The 18,534-nt window shown below is 50.7% G+C and carries 18 protein-coding genes; all 18 read right to left on the bottom strand.

Annotated features, from left to right (window positions below):
- Positions 1–19: 19 nt before the first annotated feature.
- Positions 20–796: an acyl-CoA dehydratase activase gene (locus LKE33_04285; protein MCH3950145.1), complete on the bottom strand. Its 777-nt coding sequence runs from the start codon at positions 794–796 to the stop codon at positions 20–22.
- Between the two features lie 30 nt (positions 797–826).
- A complete protein-coding gene (locus LKE33_04280; GenBank protein MCH3950144.1) occupies positions 827–2,569 on the bottom strand; it encodes a glutaconyl-CoA decarboxylase subunit alpha in 1,743 nt (580 codons plus the stop codon).
- Positions 2,570–2,610: 41 nt separating this feature from the next.
- Positions 2,611–3,414, bottom strand: a complete 804-nt coding sequence (locus LKE33_04275; GenBank protein ID MCH3950143.1) for a CoA-transferase subunit beta — start codon at positions 3,412–3,414, stop codon at positions 2,611–2,613.
- Positions 3,415–3,416: 2 nt separating this feature from the next.
- The gene (locus LKE33_04270; protein ID MCH3950142.1) at positions 3,417–4,379 is read right to left on the bottom strand and encodes a glutaconate CoA-transferase; all 963 of its coding nucleotides are present in this window, start codon (positions 4,377–4,379) and stop codon (positions 3,417–3,419) included.
- Between the two features lie 399 nt (positions 4,380–4,778).
- On the bottom strand, positions 4,779–6,227 hold the full coding sequence (locus LKE33_04265; protein MCH3950141.1) for a CCA tRNA nucleotidyltransferase: 1,449 nt from the start codon (positions 6,225–6,227) through the stop codon (positions 4,779–4,781).
- A 24-nt stretch (positions 6,228–6,251) separates the two neighbouring features.
- Entirely contained in the window at positions 6,252–7,652 is a 1,401-nt protein-coding gene (locus tag LKE33_04260; GenBank protein ID MCH3950140.1) for an Rne/Rng family ribonuclease, read from the bottom strand.
- Positions 7,653–7,668: 16 nt separating this feature from the next.
- Positions 7,669–8,367, bottom strand: a complete 699-nt coding sequence (locus LKE33_04255; GenBank protein MCH3950139.1) for a TIGR03936 family radical SAM-associated protein — start codon at positions 8,365–8,367, stop codon at positions 7,669–7,671.
- Positions 8,364–10,226 carry a TIGR03960 family B12-binding radical SAM protein gene (locus tag LKE33_04250; GenBank protein ID MCH3950138.1) on the bottom strand — a complete coding sequence of 621 codons (1,863 nt, stop codon included), beginning with the start codon at positions 10,224–10,226 and terminating at the stop codon, positions 8,364–8,366. The genes LKE33_04255 and LKE33_04250 overlap by 4 nt, the downstream gene beginning before the upstream one ends.
- 9 nt (positions 10,227–10,235) lie before the next feature.
- On the bottom strand, positions 10,236–11,351 hold the full coding sequence (rodA, locus tag LKE33_04245; protein ID MCH3950137.1) for a rod shape-determining protein RodA: 1,116 nt from the start codon (positions 11,349–11,351) through the stop codon (positions 10,236–10,238).
- Between the two features lie 8 nt (positions 11,352–11,359).
- Positions 11,360–13,165 (bottom strand): penicillin-binding protein 2, encoded by a 1,806-nt coding sequence (gene mrdA, locus LKE33_04240; GenBank protein ID MCH3950136.1) that lies wholly within the window; start codon positions 13,163–13,165, stop codon positions 11,360–11,362.
- 12 nt (positions 13,166–13,177) lie between these two features.
- The gene (mreD, locus tag LKE33_04235) at positions 13,178–13,684 is read right to left on the bottom strand and encodes a rod shape-determining protein MreD (protein ID MCH3950135.1); all 507 of its coding nucleotides are present in this window, start codon (positions 13,682–13,684) and stop codon (positions 13,178–13,180) included.
- On the bottom strand, positions 13,684–14,571 hold the full coding sequence (mreC, locus tag LKE33_04230) for a rod shape-determining protein MreC (GenBank protein ID MCH3950134.1): 888 nt from the start codon (positions 14,569–14,571) through the stop codon (positions 13,684–13,686). Before mreC ends, mreD begins: the two co-directional genes overlap by 1 nt.
- A 14-nt stretch (positions 14,572–14,585) precedes the next feature.
- Positions 14,586–15,587, bottom strand: coding sequence for a rod shape-determining protein (locus LKE33_04225; GenBank protein ID MCH3950133.1), 1,002 nt, complete (start codon positions 15,585–15,587; stop codon positions 14,586–14,588).
- Between the two features lie 50 nt (positions 15,588–15,637).
- Entirely contained in the window at positions 15,638–16,324 is a 687-nt protein-coding gene (gene radC, locus LKE33_04220) for a DNA repair protein RadC (GenBank protein ID MCH3950132.1), read from the bottom strand.
- The gene (locus tag LKE33_04215; protein ID MCH3950131.1) at positions 16,251–16,886 is read right to left on the bottom strand and encodes a Maf family protein; all 636 of its coding nucleotides are present in this window, start codon (positions 16,884–16,886) and stop codon (positions 16,251–16,253) included. The genes radC and LKE33_04215 overlap by 74 nt, the downstream gene beginning before the upstream one ends.
- Positions 16,887–16,896: 10 nt before the next feature.
- Positions 16,897–17,163, bottom strand: coding sequence for a DUF4321 domain-containing protein (locus LKE33_04210; protein ID MCH3950130.1), 267 nt, complete (start codon positions 17,161–17,163; stop codon positions 16,897–16,899).
- Between the two features lies 1 nt (position 17,164).
- Positions 17,165–17,605, bottom strand: coding sequence for a SoxR reducing system RseC family protein (locus LKE33_04205; GenBank protein MCH3950129.1), 441 nt, complete (start codon positions 17,603–17,605; stop codon positions 17,165–17,167).
- 14 nt (positions 17,606–17,619) lie between these two features.
- Positions 17,620–18,120 (bottom strand): hypothetical protein, encoded by a 501-nt coding sequence (locus LKE33_04200; protein ID MCH3950128.1) that lies wholly within the window; start codon positions 18,118–18,120, stop codon positions 17,620–17,622.
- Positions 18,121–18,534: the final 414 nt, after the last annotated feature.

The raw sequence follows: 18,534 nt of genomic DNA, 5'->3' as shown, positions 1-18,534 counted from the left end.
TCTTTTATAAGTAAAAAGCTTATTTAGATGCTTTACGATAGGCATACAGCGCAGCACCAAGAGCACCATTGTACTGGGCCAGCGGGGACGTGTGGATTTCTACACCCAAACCCTCCCGCAGGGCATCTACTACGCCGTAATTCTGAGCAACGCCGCCGGTCATGACGACATCCTTCACCACACCAACGCGGTTGGCAAGACCAATCACGCGGCTGGCCACTGAACGATGGATACCGGCAATAATATCAATCTTGTCCGTACCTTTCGACAGCTGGCTGATTACTTCGCTTTCAGCGAATACCGTGCACGTGGAGCTGATGGCAATACGCTTCTTGGACTGAGCACCAAGCTTAGCCAGATCTTCCACCTTGACCTCGAGCACACGAGCCATTACATCAAGGAAACGTCCCGTACCAGCTGCACATTTATCGTTCATCTGGAAGTTGGTCATTACGCCGTTTTCCACATGGATAACTTTTACATCCTGACCGCCAATATCAATAACGGTGTGGACATTCGGCCAAATGAAAGATGCGCCCTTGGCATGGCAGGACAATTCACTCATTTGCTTGTCCGCAATGCCCTCCAGGGAGTTACGGCCATACCCTGTTGCCAGGGTATACGCCATATCTTCCTTCTTCATGTGCGCATTTTCGAGGACTTCAGAAATCGCCCGAGACGGGCCGGAAGTACCGGCCCCAACGTCCACGAGGGATTTGGCGACGATGTCTTTTCCATCTTTGAGGATAATGCATTTGGATGCCGTGGATCCGACATCAATGCCAAGTGTATAAATACTCATTAGTTGCCTGTTCCTCCACAAGGATTACTTTTTCACGAACGTATCAAATTCCCTGATAGCTCTAGGCAGCATCATCTGATGGAACGGGCAAATGGACTGCGGATTCTGATAAGCAGCTTCAGTGAATGCTACTACATAGTCACGCAACTTGGAGAAGTCTACCACTTCGTCTACCAGACCAAGTTTTGCGCAGATCTTCGGACGGGAATTGGTGTGGAAAGACTGGATCAGGTTGTTCATCTTATCGATGGTCGGCTGCAGATCCTTGCCGGCTTTCTTATCCTTTGCGAGTCTGCGGGAGTACATAGCCACAGCAGCGGTTTCACCGTTCATTACATAAATCTCGGTAGCAGCCGTGCCAATGGAGAATGCGTTCGTGCTGCCCTGAGGACCGCCCAGTACGTAGTGAGCAGCGGCGGAACCTTTTCTCAGGGTAATTTCGAATTGCGGAATATGGGAGCTCTGGATGGAATAGATCAGGGACTGACCTAAGCCAAGCAGTTCAGCCTTCTCTGCATCGTTGCCTACATCGATACCGGAAGTATCCTGAATCCAGATGATCGGCAGACGGTCTCTGGCGCACAGGGTAACAAATTCGTTCATCTTAACGAGACCCTGACGATAAAGCTTACCGCCCATGCCTACAGCACCCGTCTTGTATTCAGGGTAGTTCATCAAGAGGCCCATGAAGTTGGCAACTACACCAACGAGCAGGCCGTTGACTTTAGCCATACCGGTAATCATTTCGGGGCCATAGCCCTTCTTGTATTCCTTGAATTCACTGTTATCAAACAGACGGCCGATGACATTGTACATATCATAGGCTCTCTTATCGTTCAGAGGAACGAGAGAATACAGATCATCCAGAGGCAGAGCCGGTTCTCTCGGATCATCTACACGGAAGAATTCGGGGTCATACTTCGGCAGCATGCCGATGTATTTCTTGATGCCTTCCAGAACGCCTTCTTCGGAAGCATATACTTCACGGAAGAAACCGGTCTCGGTGTAGTGAATATCTACAGCTCCAGGAGGTTCTACCTTCTTGCTCTTAGCTACGGAATCAGCAATCTGTTCTGCACCTTCCATATCGATGTAGCCCTTCGGGCTCATGCCGCCCAGGATGCCGGCGCCGCCGACAGCCATGTTGGCTTTTTCATGAGCAATCAGGATGGTCGGGCTGATGGAATGGTAGCCGCCGCCGGCAGGGTTGGTTCCATAGATGCCGACGATGACAGGAATACCCAGTTGGTTCAGTTCAGAGTTGCGATAGAACGGAGTACCACCACCACGGCGGTTAGGATAAACCTTTTCCTGTTCATCGAATTTAACACCACTGCAGTTCAGGACATATACCAGAGGAATATGCAGCGTCTTAGCCGTATCGGAAGCACGGAGCAGGCATTCAGCCTGGCCCGGTACCCAGGCACCGGCCAGCTTCTTGTTATCGGAAGCTACAATCACTGCCCATTTGCCGTTAATACGGCCCAGGCCCTTGATGATGCTGACAGAGCCGTTCTTGTTGTCTTGTGGGTTAAACAGGGAGTTCAACGGTCTGAAAGTGCCCGGTTCAACCAGCTTTTCAATACGCTGCAGTGCGGTCAATTGGCCGGATTCGTTCAGGGATTCATCGCTGCGGCCCGCAGACTGAGCGGCCTTAATCAGCTCATGAATCTCTGCTTCAATCTTCTTTAATTGTTCTTCATTTTCAGGATTTGCCTTTTTCAACGGTTTGCCGACTTGAGGCATCTGTTGAAAATATCTAGGCATTGAATAAAAACCCATTATTGGTTGTCCTCCCTATGATTGAGTTATTTCTTTTCTTCTACAGGAACCTTAATGAAAGCCTGGCCCGGATCGATTTCTTCACGGATCAGTTTAATAACAGCAGGATCCGGAGCTTCCAGTTCAACAGCTCTGGAAACATCAATTTCAAAACCGGTGTTTTCAATGACATCTTCAGGAGAAGAAGTCGGATAGTAACCAGCCAGATACATTCTCTTCGTCTTTTCGTCGAATTTCAGAATGCCGCGGTCGGTAACAACCATTTGAGGACCTACATCGCCGGGCAGACCCAGTCTTTCACGTCCGCCAGGGCCATCAATCCAGCCAGGGCTGGTGACATAGTCAATGTCTTTCATGAATCTGCGTTTTTCATGCTGCATCATGATGATGGTGTTGGAGTAGGTAGCGATACCGTTAGCGCCGCCGGAACCGGTGAAACGGGTTTTCGGATGATGATAATCACCAATGGAAGTGGAGTTTACGTTGCCGTAAGCATCAATCTGAGCACCGCCGATGAAAGCGATCAGACGATTTGCATGATGCAGGTATTCATTGATTTCGAAACCTACGAAGCGGATATTAGGCCAAATCGTACCGCAGTGAGCCATGAATCTCAAGTCACCAACGGAACGAGGTACTTCAACAGGGGAGCAGTCCATCAGGCCGCTCTCGACGATGATATGGCAGTCAGGAGCATAGACTCTCTTTGCAACGCTGGCACCAATCAGAGGAAGACCGGTACCTACAGTGACAACCTGACCATTTTTAATCTGCTTGGCAATGGTCACAGCCTGCATTTCTTTGTTGGTATAATTCGTGTAATCAGACATCCTTATTTGCCCTCCTTCGTCATATCAACGTGATAGCCCAGACCAGGAACAACCTTCAGGTTGATCAGGCGGGTAGCACCGAGCTTGTTCAGGTATTCGTCATGATCCTTTACGTCGAAGATCCATTCTTTGCAGAACTTATCGAAGTCTTCCTGAGTCTTGCTGACGACGTCGTAAACCTTCAGGAACGGATTATCGTAGTCGTACAGGCCATAGCACTGAGACGGATGAGCGCCATAAGGAGCTTGTACCACGGCGTCTACGCACATGCAGGGGATATCGTTCTGAGTCGGATCTCTGCGGATTTCTTCATTGCTGATAATCTGTTCGCACGTAACAATCGTGTGCTTAGCAGCCATAGCAATATCAACATCCTGGAACTTACCGCCCCAGATGCGGACAGTGCCGTCCGGAGAAGCTTGCTGTACGTGAATGATAGCTACATCGATTTCAGGAACAGGAATAGCCAGGACGCGCTGGTTCTTGTTGAAGGGGTTTTCAATTTCTACAAACTTGTCATCAGGAACCTTATCCAGGGTCTTGCGGACTTCCTTGCTGATGCCCCACTCTTTTTCCAGACCGGAGCCCTGCATCAGGGAAACAGGCAGGAACGGAAGTCCCAGTGCAGCAGCATGCCACATCAGGTAAATAACATCCTGGGAATAGTCTTCCATAGTCAGCTTGCCGCCTTCGAACCATTTTCTGAAACGTCTGGAAACGTTGGTTACGCCAGAGTTTGCAGTATAGCAGTTGATGTAAGCTTTTACGCGGCCATTGCCGATGAGCAGATCCCAGTCACCGCCGGCTGCACCACCAAGGCCCGTCAGGTCGGTAATCCCTTGTCTCAGGATTTCGTATACAGCAGCATACGGTTTACGGTCAGTAGTGAAACCACCTAACGCGATGTGGTCTCCAGTGTGGACATACTTTGCAATAGCGTCATGTAACGTCATTACTTTACTCAAAGCAAAAACCTCCTTACAAAAATATATTCTTTTGCCAATCCTTGCTGAAGATTTCGGAATTCTCCTTTAATAAAAATCATCCATCCCCCTTTTGTTCAGAAATTATCGAAGTGGAATTCCAAAGGTTACGTCTCCATAGTACATTTGGATTATAACACAAATAACATTTTTTTTACATTCTTTTAGGCCATATTCTTCGATTTTTATAAGTTTTTTATGAATTCTAAAAATTTAATTGTGCTATGTTAAATACTTTCGTATTTTTCTCTTTAGTTTATTAAATTCTGTATACAACTCCCAAAAAATCACGTAAAACGGCTCAAAAAATCACATAAATATTGCAAATCGAGCACAAAAAGCAGGACATATTCCTCTATAGGAAGACAATTCATCTCATTTTCAGGACTTTCTTTTTTCCTGCCGTTCTAAAATATGTCTTACCGTCTTCCGCAGCTCCTCCGGATCATTTTTCAACGTCCGATCCTGGATACGCTGCAGAAAAAGCGGCAGAATCCGTGAAAGCTGATCCTGCGGCACGCCCATTTCCAGGAGCTGCCTGCCGTTGATGTTGAGGTCAGACGTATGGACAGGCATCAGATAGGCCATCCTGATCAGCCGCTCGCCATACATCTGGGCGTGAATGACATCGCTGCGTGTCGCGGCAGTAGCAGCCACGTCAGCTACACAGACAGCGGTCAGCTGCTTAAAAGCCTCAGCCATTTCCTTATTAAGCCGGAAGTGACCGCTTCTTGCCTCTTTCCGAAGCCAGCGCCAGGTAGCCTCATCTTCAAGAGCACTCGCAAAGCCGAAGTGCATATGACTGCGCACCAGCCAGGCAACCCGGTCAGTCAGCGGTTCCGGGAGACGCAGACGCTCCATAATGGTCCGGGCCATGACAGCGCCCACCTTTTCATGACCGTTATCATGGGGCAGTCCTTCCTCGTTATAGGTCCGGACGCCTTCCCGCCCCTTCCCGATGTCATGAAGCAGCACGGCCCACCCGGTTGCCAGCTGACGGTCGGTCTTATTGAGAGCCACTGCCGTATGAGTCCAGACATCATAAGGATGGAAGGCCGGATTCTGGGGCACACCGACAAGTGCTTCCAATTCGGGGAGAATAGGCACAGGCACATAGGCTCCATGAGCCTTGATACGGCAGCTCTGCGCCGCCAAATGGCTCTTTACCATAAGATCCATGCCCTGCCCCGCCCAGGCGCCGCAAAGCAGTTTATTGAGCTCAGAGCGCACACGTTCCAGGGACAGACCACTGACGCGGTCCAGGTTAGCCTCAATGGCAGGCAGAATTCCTTCGTGAGGCGTAAAACCAAGCTGTGCAATAAAACGGCAGGCACGGAACATACGCAGGGCGTCTTCCTGAAAGCGCTTCTGTGCATTGCCTACGGTCCGAAGGACGCGTTCCCGCAGGTCATTCATTCCATCAAAACAGTCGATGATACGTCCGCTGCGATCAGCTGCCATGGCATTAATAGTAAAGTCGCGCCTTCCCAGATCATCTTCCAGCCGCTCACAGTACCAGACCTCAGCGGGCCGGTGGGCATCACTGCCATACGTTTCATTGCGGTAAGAAGCGACTTCCACGGTATGACGTCCCAGCTTCAGGTTGACCACGCCAAAGTTCTGCCCCAGGGTTCCGATGACATCGAGGCCGCTCCGTCCGGCAGCCAGTTTGATTTCATCCGGGCGGGCGTTGGTTACAATGTCATAGTCCTCCGGTGTACGGCCGAGCAGCATATCCCGGACAGCACCACCTACGACATAGGCCTCAAAGCCCTGTGCCTCCAGAAGCTTCATTACCGTCACTACATAATCGGGAAACGTCAGTTTCATTGTCCTCACGCCCTTTCGTACTCCTTAAGCAGAATGGTTCAGGATAGTAAACGTACCGGCTGTCAGGGCCGGGTCACTGGCTATGCGAATATGACACTTGAACTCCTCTTCCATATCACGGACACCGCGGATTGTCAGCCATTCATACACCTGCGGGTGCACCGTGACAAGCAGACTTCTTGCCATGGCGTGCTGCGAGTACAGGCCGCGCAGGCGGCGCCTGATTTCCACATAAACCGTTTCCGGGGATTCCACGCGTCCGCTGCCCTGACACATAGGGCAGGTCGTATAAAGGGCTCCTGCCAGATTGCGCCGGGCTTTCCGCCGCGTCATTTCAACAAGATTCAGCCGGGTAAATCCAAGTACCCTCGGTTTCATCTTATCCGAAGCGAAGGCTCTTTTCAAGAGCTGCAGGACTTCTTCCTGTGCTTCCTGCGTATCCATGTCGATAAAATCGGCTACAACAATGCCGCCGATGTCCCGCAGACGCAGCTGGCGGGCAATTTCCACCGCTGCCTCCCGGTTTGTCCGCAGTGAAGTTTCCTCGCGGCTTTCGCCTTCAGCATAGTGCCCGCTGTTCACATCGATGACCGTCATCGCTTCCGTATAGTCAAAAACCAGGTATCCACCGCCGGGAAGCCAGACAATCCGGTCGGAAACAGCTGCAATTTCGTTATCCAGGCCATAATGGGTAAAAAGATCTTCTGCTTCCATGTACAGCTCGGTATGTACCGACTGCAGTCCCATATTCTCCAGGAGTTCCCGCACGGTACGATAGGTTGCAGAATCATCCACGATAATCTTATGGATTTCATCCGTCACATAGTCCCGGATCATGCGGATAGAAAGATCCAGTTCGCGGTAAAGGAGCTGCGGTCCGCGCCCCACCTTGCTCCGTTTCTGGATAACCTCCCAGTTATGGAGAAGCTGTTCCACGTCCGACTGAATTTCCTCATCTTCCGCATCTGCGGCAGCGGTACGCACGACAAGCCCCATACCATCGGGCAGACAGCGTTCCGCCAGCTCACGGAGGCGGTTGCGTCTGGTTCGTCCCGTAAGTTTCCGCGACAGGGAAACTTTTTTGCCAAACGGCTCCAGCACTACATAACGGCCGGGAAGGGTAATATTTCTCGTCACACCGGGGCCCTTGTTGCCGCGGCAGTCCTTGACGACCTGTACCAGAATCATTTGTCCCTGAGTCAGATGATCTTCACTGCGCAGCGTCAGGAATCCGTTTTTCCCGAGATTAAGATCGATGAACGCCGCCTGGATACCCGGCACCACATTACGGACACTGCCGCGATATATGTTGCCGACAAGATTTTCCCCGCTGCGCCTTTCGACGGCATAGTCCTGCAGTCTGCCATCTTCAACAAGGCCCATCCGGGTTTCTTCCGGTCTCACACTTACGTAAATGGTCTTCATGGCAACACCCTTCTGTTCAGGCCCTGGAAGCTGCAAGGAGCGGTACTTTGCGTCCGCCGTCATCGCGGGCATAAAGATCGGTACGGCCGATATCCGCCGCGTCGAGGTTCAGCGCCAGGCCAAATTGTTCCCTGAGGACCTGCAGAAATTCCCGGGCCTTCATACTGCCTGTAGGCGTGATTTTGCAGTCAAAAGTGAGCTCCAGTGCTTTCCCGTCCCAGGCATAGTGCAGCTCAGAAATAAAGTCCTTGACGTCAATCGTCCGCGGTTTTCCCTTACTCTTAGTGTGTTCCTTGGTAAAAGTAACTTCCGGTGTGATTTCATAGGTTCTGAGTGCCGCTGCCGGATCTTCCGAACAGGGCACGCTGACGTGATAGGACGCGCCGGCAGCCCTTGCCATCAGCTTGGGAGCCTTATCATCCGCCAAATCGGCTGCTACCACGTGAATCCCCATGGGAAGGTTAGCGGAAAGCGCTTCCACGAGATCCGTAAGGGGGCGTTCTTCCCGCAATTTCAGTTCCATAAATTCGCACTGACTCGTCACGCCCACGCCCAGAGCCGAAGCCAGGGAAAAGCGCATATGCGGATTGAAACCCTGAGAATAAGCGACAGGAATCCGTGCCCGCCGGATCGCCTTTTCGATGGTTTTCTGGTATTCCAGATGGGAAATGAAACGGATACCCCGTTCCTTCGTAATCTGCACTCTCAGTTTCACTTCGTCCCATCCTCCCAGTCGATAATTTTTACTCCCAGGTTCTGACAGACTCCGCAGCCCGTACAAGTTGAGCGGCGGCAGTCATGCGTCAGAGCAGCCACCTTTGCCCGTTCCATCTCCTTAGCGAGGAAAGCACGGTTCACGCCGCAGCTCGTATGCTCCCACGGAAAAATTTCATCCTTGCCGCGTTCCCGCTGATTATAAAATGCCATATCCACTCCGGCTTCCGTAAAAGCCTCCTGCCACCGCTCAAAAGAAAATAGTTCACCCCACCCGTCAAAGCGGGCACCTTTTTCCCAGGCAATATAAATGGGGCGTGAAAGGCGCCGGTCCCCGCGCGCCAGAACCCCTTCCATGAGGCTCGTCAGGGAGTCATGATACTGGTAATGTACGTTCTTCAAATAAGAAAAAGCTTCCTTCAGCAGATTATGCTTCCGGTCAAACTCTGCCTTCGTATTCTGGCCTACCCATTGAAAAGCCGTATACGGCTTGGGGACAAAGTTCGACACGCTGACCGTCACTTTAGCCCCGTAATGACCGGTCACTTCCTTGTACTTGCGCTGCACAGCCTGAGCCAGTTTAGCAATGGCCAGGACATCCTCATCAGTTTCAGTCGGAAGACCAATCATAAAATATAGCTTGACCGTGGACCAGCCGTTTTCAAAAGCGGCCCCCACGGCATCCATCAGATTCTGCTCCGTCACGCCCTTGTTGATGACATCACGCATCCGCTGACTGCCGGCTTCCGGCGCAAAAGTCAGACCACTCTTGCGCACAGCCTGCACTTCCTTGGCTAGACGGACTGAAAAGCTGTCAATGCGCAGTGACGGCAGGGAGACACTCACCTTGTCATCTTTAAATTCGTCAATCAGTTTATGGATAAGCGGATCCAGATGGGAATAATCCGCTGTACTCAGAGAAAACAGTGACATCTCGTTATAACCGGTAGCCGGTACCAGTTCCCGCGCGAGTTTAAGCACATTTTCCATTTTACGTTCCCGCACAGGACGGTAAATCATACCGGCATTACAGAACCGGCAGCCACGGCTGCAGCCGCGGAAAAGTTCCAGCATGATTCGGTCATGAACCGTATCCCCATAGGGAACGACCGGATGTGTCGGGTATTCCAGCGTATTGATATCCGGTTCGACCCGTTTGTAAACGACGGCAGGAGCGTCGCTTGTATTCGGCTTTACTGCCGCCAGTGTCCCATCTTCCCGATAGGTCACGTCATAAAAGGACGGCACATAGACACCCTGGATGCGGGCAGCGCGATGCAGGAATTCATTCCTGCCGCCTGGCTTGCCGGCCTTTTTCCATTCCCGGTAGCACTCTGTCACTTCAAGGATGATATGTTCTCCATCCCCCAGCATGCAAAAGTCGAAGAAATCAGCCAGCGGTTCAGAATTAAAAACACAAGGCCCGCCGGCACAGACAAAAGGATCGTCAATGCCACGGTCTTTTTGCCAGATAGGAATGCCCCCCATATCCAGCATATTCAAAATATTGGAATAAGACATCTCGTAAAGGAGTGTAAACCCGACAAGGTCAAACTCACCCAGAGGACGCATCGTTTCAAGCGAAGCAAGCGGAATCTTCCGCTCCCGCATTTTCTTTTCCATATCGACCCACGGCGCAAAAGCGCGTTCCGCCTGGATGTAGGATCGTTTATTCAAAATCGCATAGAGAATTTTGAAACCCAGATAGCTCATCCCGATTTCGTAAGTATCAGGAAAAGCAAGACAGAAGGAAACATCCGTCGTTCCTTCGGGCTTCACAATGCTGCCGAACTCCATTCCCGTATAACGGGCCGGTTTTTCGACGGCACTCAAAATATCAATGGGTAATTCCTTGCGCATAAAATCTCCTTATATAAAACGTAATTTCTGCGGATGAGCATGAATGTTCAGCAGCAGTGCAATCATAAGCATATTTGTCGTCAGCGAGCTGACCCCGTAGCTCATAAAAGGCAGCGGCACGCCGGTAACAGGCATTACGCCGCTCGTCATACCGACATTGACCAGAATATGGAAAGACAACATGGAAACGACACCTACGGCGAGCAATGTTCCAAAATCATCCGCAGCATGCATCGCAATAGAGATGCCGCGGTAAATCACAATAAAATAGAGAATCAGGATAATCGTGACTCCGACGAAGCCGAATTCTTCACCGGCCACGGCAAAGATAAAGTCCGTATGGTTTTCCGGAAGGAAGTTCAGCTGGCTCTGCGTCCCGCCAAACAGTCCGCGGCCGAAAAAGAGCCCCGAGCCAATGGCAATCATGGACTGGATGACGTGATAGCCGCTGCCATACGGTTCCAGACCAGGATTCAGGAACACGCGAATCCGGTTCCGTTGGTATTCATGAAGCAGGCGCCAGACAAGAGGTGCCGATGCAAGTCCCAGACCGCCCATCGCCAGGAAATAACGAATCCGGAATCCACACATGACCATGGTACCCAGAAGAATCGCCAAAAAGACCAGGGATGTCCCTAAATCCGGCTGCCGCATTACGAGAAAAAATGGTGCAAAGACAAACCCGAAAACAGGCAGCCAGCTTTTAAAAGTGCCGAGTTTTGGCAGTCTCTGATCCACAAAAGCGGAAAGCGATATGATCATAATCGCCTTGGAAAATTCGCTGGGCTGCAGGCTGATAGGACCAATCTGCAGCCAGCGCTGTGCACCCAGGGCAGACTTACCGAAGAACATAACAGCCAGCAGCATGACCAGATTAAAAATGTATAGCGGCTTGGCCAGATGCTTCAAGACGCGGTAGTCAAACCGCTGCAGATAAGCTCCCAGAACCAGATTGATAGCGACAAAAGCTGCCTGGCGGAGTACATAGCTGTAGCGCCGGGGCCCCGGAATATTGGCGTGCGTGGCACTGGCAATCAGCAGAATCCCGATAAAAATCAAAGCCAGGACGCTGCCCAAAAGCACCTTGTCCATATTTTGCAAATATTTTTTAGCACTTCTCAGCATAAAACTCCTTAACTCTTTCTCTTCGTACCCGAAGCGGTATTAGCTCTCTTCACACCCGGAGTCGTAAAGGCATATTCCAGGATAGATTTAACAATAGGCGCGGCAGAAATGGAGCCGTAACTGCCCTGTTCAACGATGCAGACAACCACAAGCTGTGCTTTTTTGGCCGGGGCATAGGCAATAAACCAGCCATGTTCCAGTCCATGCGGGTTTTCTGCCGTACCGGTTTTGCCGGCCACCTCGACAGGCAGGTTCTTCAGGGAAGAAGCCGTACCGCCTTCTTCTGTTACAGCCTGCAGGCTTTCCTGAACCAGATTCAATGTTTCCTCAGACACAGGCAGGGATCCCTCTTCCTGTGGATCAAAGCGCTTGGCTACACTGCCGTCGTCGTTAATGATTTTGCTCACCAGGTGCGGTTTATACCGCTTGCCGTCCGTAGCCACAGCAGCCAGCATCTCAGCTACCTGCATCGGAGTTGCAAGGGTAAAGCCCTGACCGATAGCCGTGTTAAAGGTATCACCGAGGTACCACTCTTCACCGAATACCTTTTTCTTATAGGCCGGCGTAGCGATAAGTCCCGATGCCTCGCCGTTCAAATCAATACCGGTCTTTGCACCGAAACCGAACTCCTCAGCATACTTATCGAGAGCCTTGATGCCGAGACGGTTACCCATTTCGTAGAAGTATACGTTATCCGAAGCAGACAGCGCTCGTTTGAAATTGATCCAGCCAAGTGCCTCACCTCCGGCGTTTCTCATATCAACGAGCCAGTGCCGGCCGGAGTCATAAATGAGTTCATCCGGCGTCACTTTCTTCTCTTCGAGCGCCGCCGAGCCGGTAACAATCTTAAAGGTAGAACCGGGCGGATATTCACCGGTAATTGCCTTATCTATCATGGGATGGAACGGATCTGTCGTCAAATATTTCCAGTTTTTCTCACTGATACCGTTGACGAACCAGTTAGGATCAAATCCCGGGCGGGAGACAAGCGCCTTGACTTCACCATTATTCGGGTCAAGGACAACAACCGCGCAGCCTCTGGCACCAATTGCTTTTAACTGGCGGTCCACAGCCTGTTCGGTGATGCGCTGCAGTTTGGCATCAATTGTAAGTACCAGGCCTTGTCCGGGCTTAGGTTCCACCCTGTCCATAATTTGTATAACGCGGCCATTGACGTCGACTTCTTCGCGATAACTGCCGTCTGTCCCGCGCAAATAGGAGTCGTAGTAACTTTCAAGGCCAAATTTACCGATCGTATCGCCAACCTTCAAGTCACTGTACACGCCCTGGCTGATTTCGTATTCACTCACTTCGCCTACATAGCCCAGGGCATGGACAGCCAGATCTTTATTCGGGTAGTTCCGGACCGGCTGCACTTCCAGCATGACGTCCGGCAAATACCGCAGATTCTCCTCCACCTGAGCTACGACATCAGGCGACGCATTGCGTACCAAACGAATCGGTTCGGCACTGCCGCCATGCAGTTCTATCGTTTCTTTAATTTTGGAAACCGGCATATGAATCAGCGTGGACAGGCGATCCAGCGTCTCCTCTTTGTACCCGTCATTGCGGTGGGCCAGGGAAACCATGAATCCCGGCTTATTATTTGCCAGTTCCTCACCATTACAGTCATAGATAATCCCACGGGGCGCCGCAATCCGCGTATACCGCGTCCGGTTTCCTTCGGCCTGCCTGCTGTAGTAGCTGCCGCGAATAATCTGCAGGTAGAACATACGGCCAATCAGGAGGAAAATAATAAGCGCCGAAGCCACCAGCATGAACTCCAGCCGATAAGCATATTTTTTATTCAGCACGTTAAATCCTTCCTAGAAATGATAATAATACGTATCCCGGCGCTGCAGACGCTTTTGCAGTTTATGATACAGCACCCAGACCAGAGGAGCACACACAAGATTCCATCCGATACTGCGAAGTGTCATGCCCACAAAAGGAAAAAAGGGCAGCCAGCGCCGAGTTGCCACACACAGAAACAGCCCATGGGAGACCTGCAGCAGCAGTGTCGTCATGGCTGTAAGAATCAAATACGTAGGCAGCCGGTCGGCAAAAATATTCATCCTGTTCTTGCCGATGACCGCTCCCAAAAAAGTACGGGTCACGATATGGTAGCCAAAATAACTGAACGTGACTACATCCAAAAAGGTCCCGATGCCCAATCCGTAGAGAGCACCCTTCTTGCCCCCGTTCTTCAGGGCATACAAAATCAACATGAGCAGCAGCAAATCAGGAGACTGCCATGTCGTAAAAGCCATAAACCAATGATTTTGAATCGAAAAAAGAACAAGATTCAAGAGCAAAAAGGCTAGTACATTCATCACTTTTTGCCCCCTCGGGAAGATTTATACTCCGGATCCTTCCCTTCCTGTTTCAGGAAATCGGCAAATCCTGCATAGTTAGTAATAACAAGAGCCTCCTCCAGGTGACTGTAATCCACGGCAGGAGAAATCATGGCCCGTTTGGTAAGTCCGCCGGCATCCATCTGGACTTCTTCCACGGTACCGATGACCAGCCCTTCGGGATGGTACCCGCTGTAGCCGCTTGTTACAATCGTATCACCGGGCAGAATATCGGCATTGCGCGCAAGATTCTTCATTTCCAGGGAAAGATCGGGGCCTCCTACACCGTTAACAATACCGGGTGCACGGGAATCACCGCGCAGATTGAGCCCGCCGATACTACTGCGCGAACTTGTGATAAGAAGCACTTTGGACATATGGGGATAGACATTATCAATAATCCCGATCAAACCTGATGCATTGACGACCGGCATGTTGACACGCAGACCTTCTACACTCCCTTTATCAATGAGAATGACATCTTTAAAATCGCCAAGGTCCCGGCTGATAACCTTGACCGGCAGCGTTTCGTACTTCGGATGAAGCTGGGTAAATTTGAGCAGTTTGGCCAAACGCTCATTTTCTGCCTTCATGGCAATGAGTTCCACATTGGTCTGGCGCAAGTCTTCATTTTCGGATTTCAGCGCCTTATTCTCTTTTTCTAAAGCAGATCTTGTCGTAAAGAAATCAGACGTACTACGAACTCCTTTCGCCACGCCTCCTACGACAAAATAGATTGGCCGCGCTATCGTGGACAAGACACTGTTTGTCGCGGGAAAATGGGACACTGCATCCCAAATAATTCCACAAACAAGCAGTACTCCTCCGACGAGCAAAGCCAATTTGATTTTCTTATCCTGCATCATACTTCCAGACTTCCTTATTTTTTATGGGCCGGCACACCCGCCGTCCGCCGTACATAATTCAAATTCTTTGCTGCTTTTCCCGTACCGAGAGCGACACAGGAAAGCGCGTCTTCAGCCACCGCAACCGGCATACCTGTTTCCCGGGAAAGCACGCGGTCCAAATTACGCAAAAGTGCTGTCCCGCCGGTAAGAACAATTCCCCGATCCATGATATCCGAAGCCAGTTCCGGAGGTGTTTGCTCGATTGTTGTTTTCACAGCATCCACGATTTCCCGGACTGTATCGGCCAGTGCCGGAATCACCTGGTTTTGATTGATGGTCAGCGTTTTGGGCAGTCCGGAAACGAGATCCCGGCCGCTGACTTCCATAGAAGCCGGCCGTGTAGTTTCCAGAATGGTCCCGATTTCTACTTTCATCATTTCTGCCATGGGCAGACTGATAAGGAGATTATACTTTCTCTTGATATATCGCACAAGTGCTTCATCAAGACGATTGCCCCCGATGCGCAGTGTCCTGGACTGAACAATGGAGCCCAGGGAAATCACAGCAGCCTCGGTCGTGCCGCCGCCGATATCGACAACCATATTGCCGGCCGCTTCACGAATGAACATACCGGCCCCCATGGCGGCTGCCAGCGGTGCTTCAATAAGAAAAGCTTCCCTGCCGCCGGCCTGAATGGCCGTGTCAATGACCGCCCTGCGTTCGACGGCAGTCACGCCGCAGGGAATACTGATGACAAACCGGGGATGCACAAACGAGCGTCCCCGCAGTGCTTTTTTCAAAAAAGCATGAAGCATGATGCGGGCCATATCAAAATCGGCAATGACTCCGTCCTTCAAAGGATGAACCGTTGTCAGGTATTCCGGTGTCCTTCCGATCATCCGATAGGCGTTGCTTCCCACGGCGATAACTTTCCCTGTTTTCTTGTGCACAGCCACAACGGATGGCTCACGCAGGATGATTCCTGCAGTTTTTGAGCAAATCAAGGTATTGGCCGTTCCCAGGTCGATACCCATATCCACGGAAAAAGAGTTGAATAACCCTAACAACCTGCATCCCTCTTTCTCTATAACAATCCATGTTCCTTAAAACTATAGTAAATCCCGTCACCAATAACTACGTGATCCAGAAGCGGAATATCCATGACTCTCCCGGTCGCTTCCAATTTACGGGTCAGTTTTTCATCTTCCCTGCTGGGCGTCGGATCACCTGACGGATGATTATGAATCACTAAAATCGCAGCGGCGTGATGAACAAGGGCCGGAGCAAACACTTCCCGCGGGTGAGCTACGGTTGCATTGAGCGACCCCCGCGAAATTTCCTTGACGGCCATGACTTTGCCTTTACTGCTGAGAAGCATCGTCAAAAAGTGTTCCTGCATTTCATAACGAAGCCGGTCCATAATGAACTGAGCTGCGTCCTGCGGACTACGGACGACCGTACCCCGCTGCTTCTGAGCACCTGAAAGACGGCGTCCTACTTCGAGGGCCGCTACAATTACGGCAGCCCGTGCCGGACCAAGTCCGCTTATGCCGGTAAGCTCGTGAATGTCCCGGACACGTGCCAGCTGCTGTTCATCAAGGCTCCCGTTCGTCAGTTCCCGGGCGATGCTGAGTGCCGAGCGGCCCCGCGTACCGGAACCGATTAAAATAGCCAATAGTTCAGAAAGACTCAGAGACTCAGGCCCCTGCGTCATCAGACGCTCCCGGGGGCGTTCCTCCGGTGCTAAATCTTTGATTTTGTACTGCGTCATAAAAATTCACTCCTAGTGCGTTACATGCTGCGAATAGTGTTGCTAACGGAAGCCCTACTACATTACTGTAGGATCCTCTGATTGCCGGAATAAAAAGGGCGGCAATACCCTGAATGCCATAAGCCCCTGCCTTATCGGCCGGTTCTCCGGAAGCGACGTAATACTTGATCTGCTTCGGAGACAACGGTGCAAAAGTGACATCCGTCGTTTCGACCAGACATTTTTCCTGTCCCTGATAAAAAACGGCAAGTCCCGTGTGAACCTGATGGGTTCGGCCGCTCAAAAGCTCAAGCATGGCCGCCGCTTCTTCGGGAGAATGCGGTTTACCAAGGATTTTCCCATCCAGCGCGACAACTGTATCCGCCGCGATGACCAAATCCTGCTTATTTGTGGTAAGGCTTACAGCCCGGCCTTTCAGCAGCGCGTTCTCCCTGACCAAAGCCTCCGGAGACTCCGCCGAGGAAAATTCCTTGACATGACTTATTTTTACAATCGGATTGATTCCGACTTGCCGAAGCAAAGCCCGGCGCCGCGGGGAGGCCGACGCCAAAATTACATTCATGACTTCCTCCTTAGAGATGCTTAAACAGAATCATGGCAAGAACCATCCCAATAATGGATACCAGATTCGGTGAAAAACTAAAACCTACACTCAATTGGGCAATATATAAATCAATCGTTACGGGCGGAATGGAAAGTACCTGGTATTTATGAACCAGAAATTCTGTTCCCTCACCGAAAAATTGGGAAGCCTGCAGCGCGTCTCCCAAAAGACCGCCGATAATCGCTCCCGCCGCAAGAAACAGAAAAAACCAAAAGTTATTTTTGGAACCAAACATGTTACTTCACCCCGTCTTTTCCCGCTTTCTCCTCGTCGGGAATCTCCCCTTCACTGTAATAACCCGTAATAGACCACTGCTCACCGCGGTGTGAAACATCACGGGCAAAAGTATGGGCATAGTTCCAGCCAATGAGCAGCCAGATAAGTGTACTCAAAGCGATGGTTATCCATGGATTCAGCGGCAAATAATGGGAAACCGCTTTGCCAAAGGCCGCTCCGGCCAGAATACAGAGAATCGGAATTCCACGCACGATCCACTTTCCCTTACTTTCGTCAAGCGTCTGCCGTTCTACACGGACGCGGGCTCCCGGTTTTGCTTCACAGACGTTCCAGCAGTCAAGAAAACGCGGCACGTTGGTACCATCAGTTTTCTTGCGTTCGACAGATACCGTCGCACGCTGCCCATTCCGCGAAACCACTTTACCTACAAAATACGTCACAATCCACCTCTTAATCAACTTGTGAGATCGATAAAGCGATCCGGATAGCGCCGGCGCAGTTCATCGATCATAGTGTCACTGCATTTAAAGAGCAATCCGCGCAGCTTTGTTCCGTGACGGTACACCAGAATTCTGACCGGATTCCCATCCAGCGACGAATAGCGGTAAGTATACATACTGACCTTTGTTTTACGGAAGAACCGCTTCTTGTAGTGATTACTGAAGCTTTCCATATCCGCAAAGGGAATAGTCATCCGTCGTTCGATACCAAGACCGAACATAATGACAGTAAAAGACCGATCCGTCAGCGCATAGGAATATTGGAACGCACAGCGCCACAGCCAGAGGGCCAGAAAAAGAACAGCATATCCCCAGCCCAAAAGGCTGAACTCGTAAAGTCCGAAAGTACGATAACCTTCATAAACAAAATCCAGCACAATAAGTGCCAGTGCCACGTATTGGAACGGCCGGCGTGCCGGGCTGACTGTTGACATTTCTTTGATTTCTTTTTCCATGAACTGCTCCTCATTGTACATTGCCCGAACAAAAATGGGTTACTTCAGGCAGAAAAAATACACTCTCTTAGAGACATCATTTTATTATAACAAACTTTGCACAGTTTTCATACTGGAAATCAGTTTGACACGAAATTGGAAGAGAGAGACAGCAAAAACATAAAAAAGTGCATATAATCATTAGCCTGCCCTCTCTGAACAAAAAGTGGTTAGCGTGTGGTGGTTAGTACAATCCTGCAAACATCTGCCTTAGCTGATTCTGAAAAGAGAATACAGGCAGCAGTCAGCCTTTTAGTTCACTGCAAACCGGTTTATTGGTTTACTTTCTCCAATCCTGTCTGCGGCTGGCGTCCCACGGCGGCAGTATCTTTCCAACCCCCTCCGTCTGTTTATGGGTAAGAAGCTGTGAAAAAA

The organism is Acidaminococcus sp., from assembly GCA_022482815.1.
Lineage (GTDB): Bacteria > Bacillota > Negativicutes > Acidaminococcales > Acidaminococcaceae > Acidaminococcus.
The sequence above is the reverse complement of the archived record's forward strand: the minus strand, read 5'-3'. Positions and strand labels throughout refer to the sequence as shown.

Bases quoted from the DNA above. Each gene is read 5' to 3' on its own strand.
- LKE33_04280 (MCH3950144.1), bottom strand. From the start codon at position 2,569: ATGCCTAGATATTTTCAACAGATGCCTCAAGTCGGCAAACCGTTGAAA.
- LKE33_04275 (MCH3950143.1), bottom strand. From the start codon at position 3,414: ATGTCTGATTACACGAATTATACCAACAAAGAAATGCAGGCTGTGACC.
- LKE33_04265 (MCH3950141.1), bottom strand. From the start codon at position 6,227: ATGAAACTGACGTTTCCCGATTATGTAGTGACGGTAATGAAGCTTCTG.
- LKE33_04260 (MCH3950140.1), bottom strand. From the start codon at position 7,652: ATGAAGACCATTTACGTAAGTGTGAGACCGGAAGAAACCCGGATGGGC.
- LKE33_04250 (MCH3950138.1), bottom strand. From the start codon at position 10,226: ATGCGCAAGGAATTACCCATTGATATTTTGAGTGCCGTCGAAAAACCG.
- rodA (MCH3950137.1), bottom strand. From the start codon at position 11,351: ATGCTGAGAAGTGCTAAAAAATATTTGCAAAATATGGACAAGGTGCTT.
- mreD (MCH3950135.1), bottom strand. From the start codon at position 13,684: ATGAATGTACTAGCCTTTTTGCTCTTGAATCTTGTTCTTTTTTCGATT.
- mreC (MCH3950134.1), bottom strand. From the start codon at position 14,571: ATGATGCAGGATAAGAAAATCAAATTGGCTTTGCTCGTCGGAGGAGTA.
- LKE33_04225 (MCH3950133.1), bottom strand. From the start codon at position 15,587: ATGGGTATCGACCTGGGAACGGCCAATACCTTGATTTGCTCAAAAACT.
- radC (MCH3950132.1), bottom strand. From the start codon at position 16,324: ATGACGCAGTACAAAATCAAAGATTTAGCACCGGAGGAACGCCCCCGG.
- LKE33_04215 (MCH3950131.1), bottom strand. From the start codon at position 16,886: ATGAATGTAATTTTGGCGTCGGCCTCCCCGCGGCGCCGGGCTTTGCTT.
- LKE33_04210 (MCH3950130.1), bottom strand. From the start codon at position 17,163: ATGTTTGGTTCCAAAAATAACTTTTGGTTTTTTCTGTTTCTTGCGGCG.
- LKE33_04200 (MCH3950128.1), bottom strand. From the start codon at position 18,120: ATGGAAAAAGAAATCAAAGAAATGTCAACAGTCAGCCCGGCACGCCGG.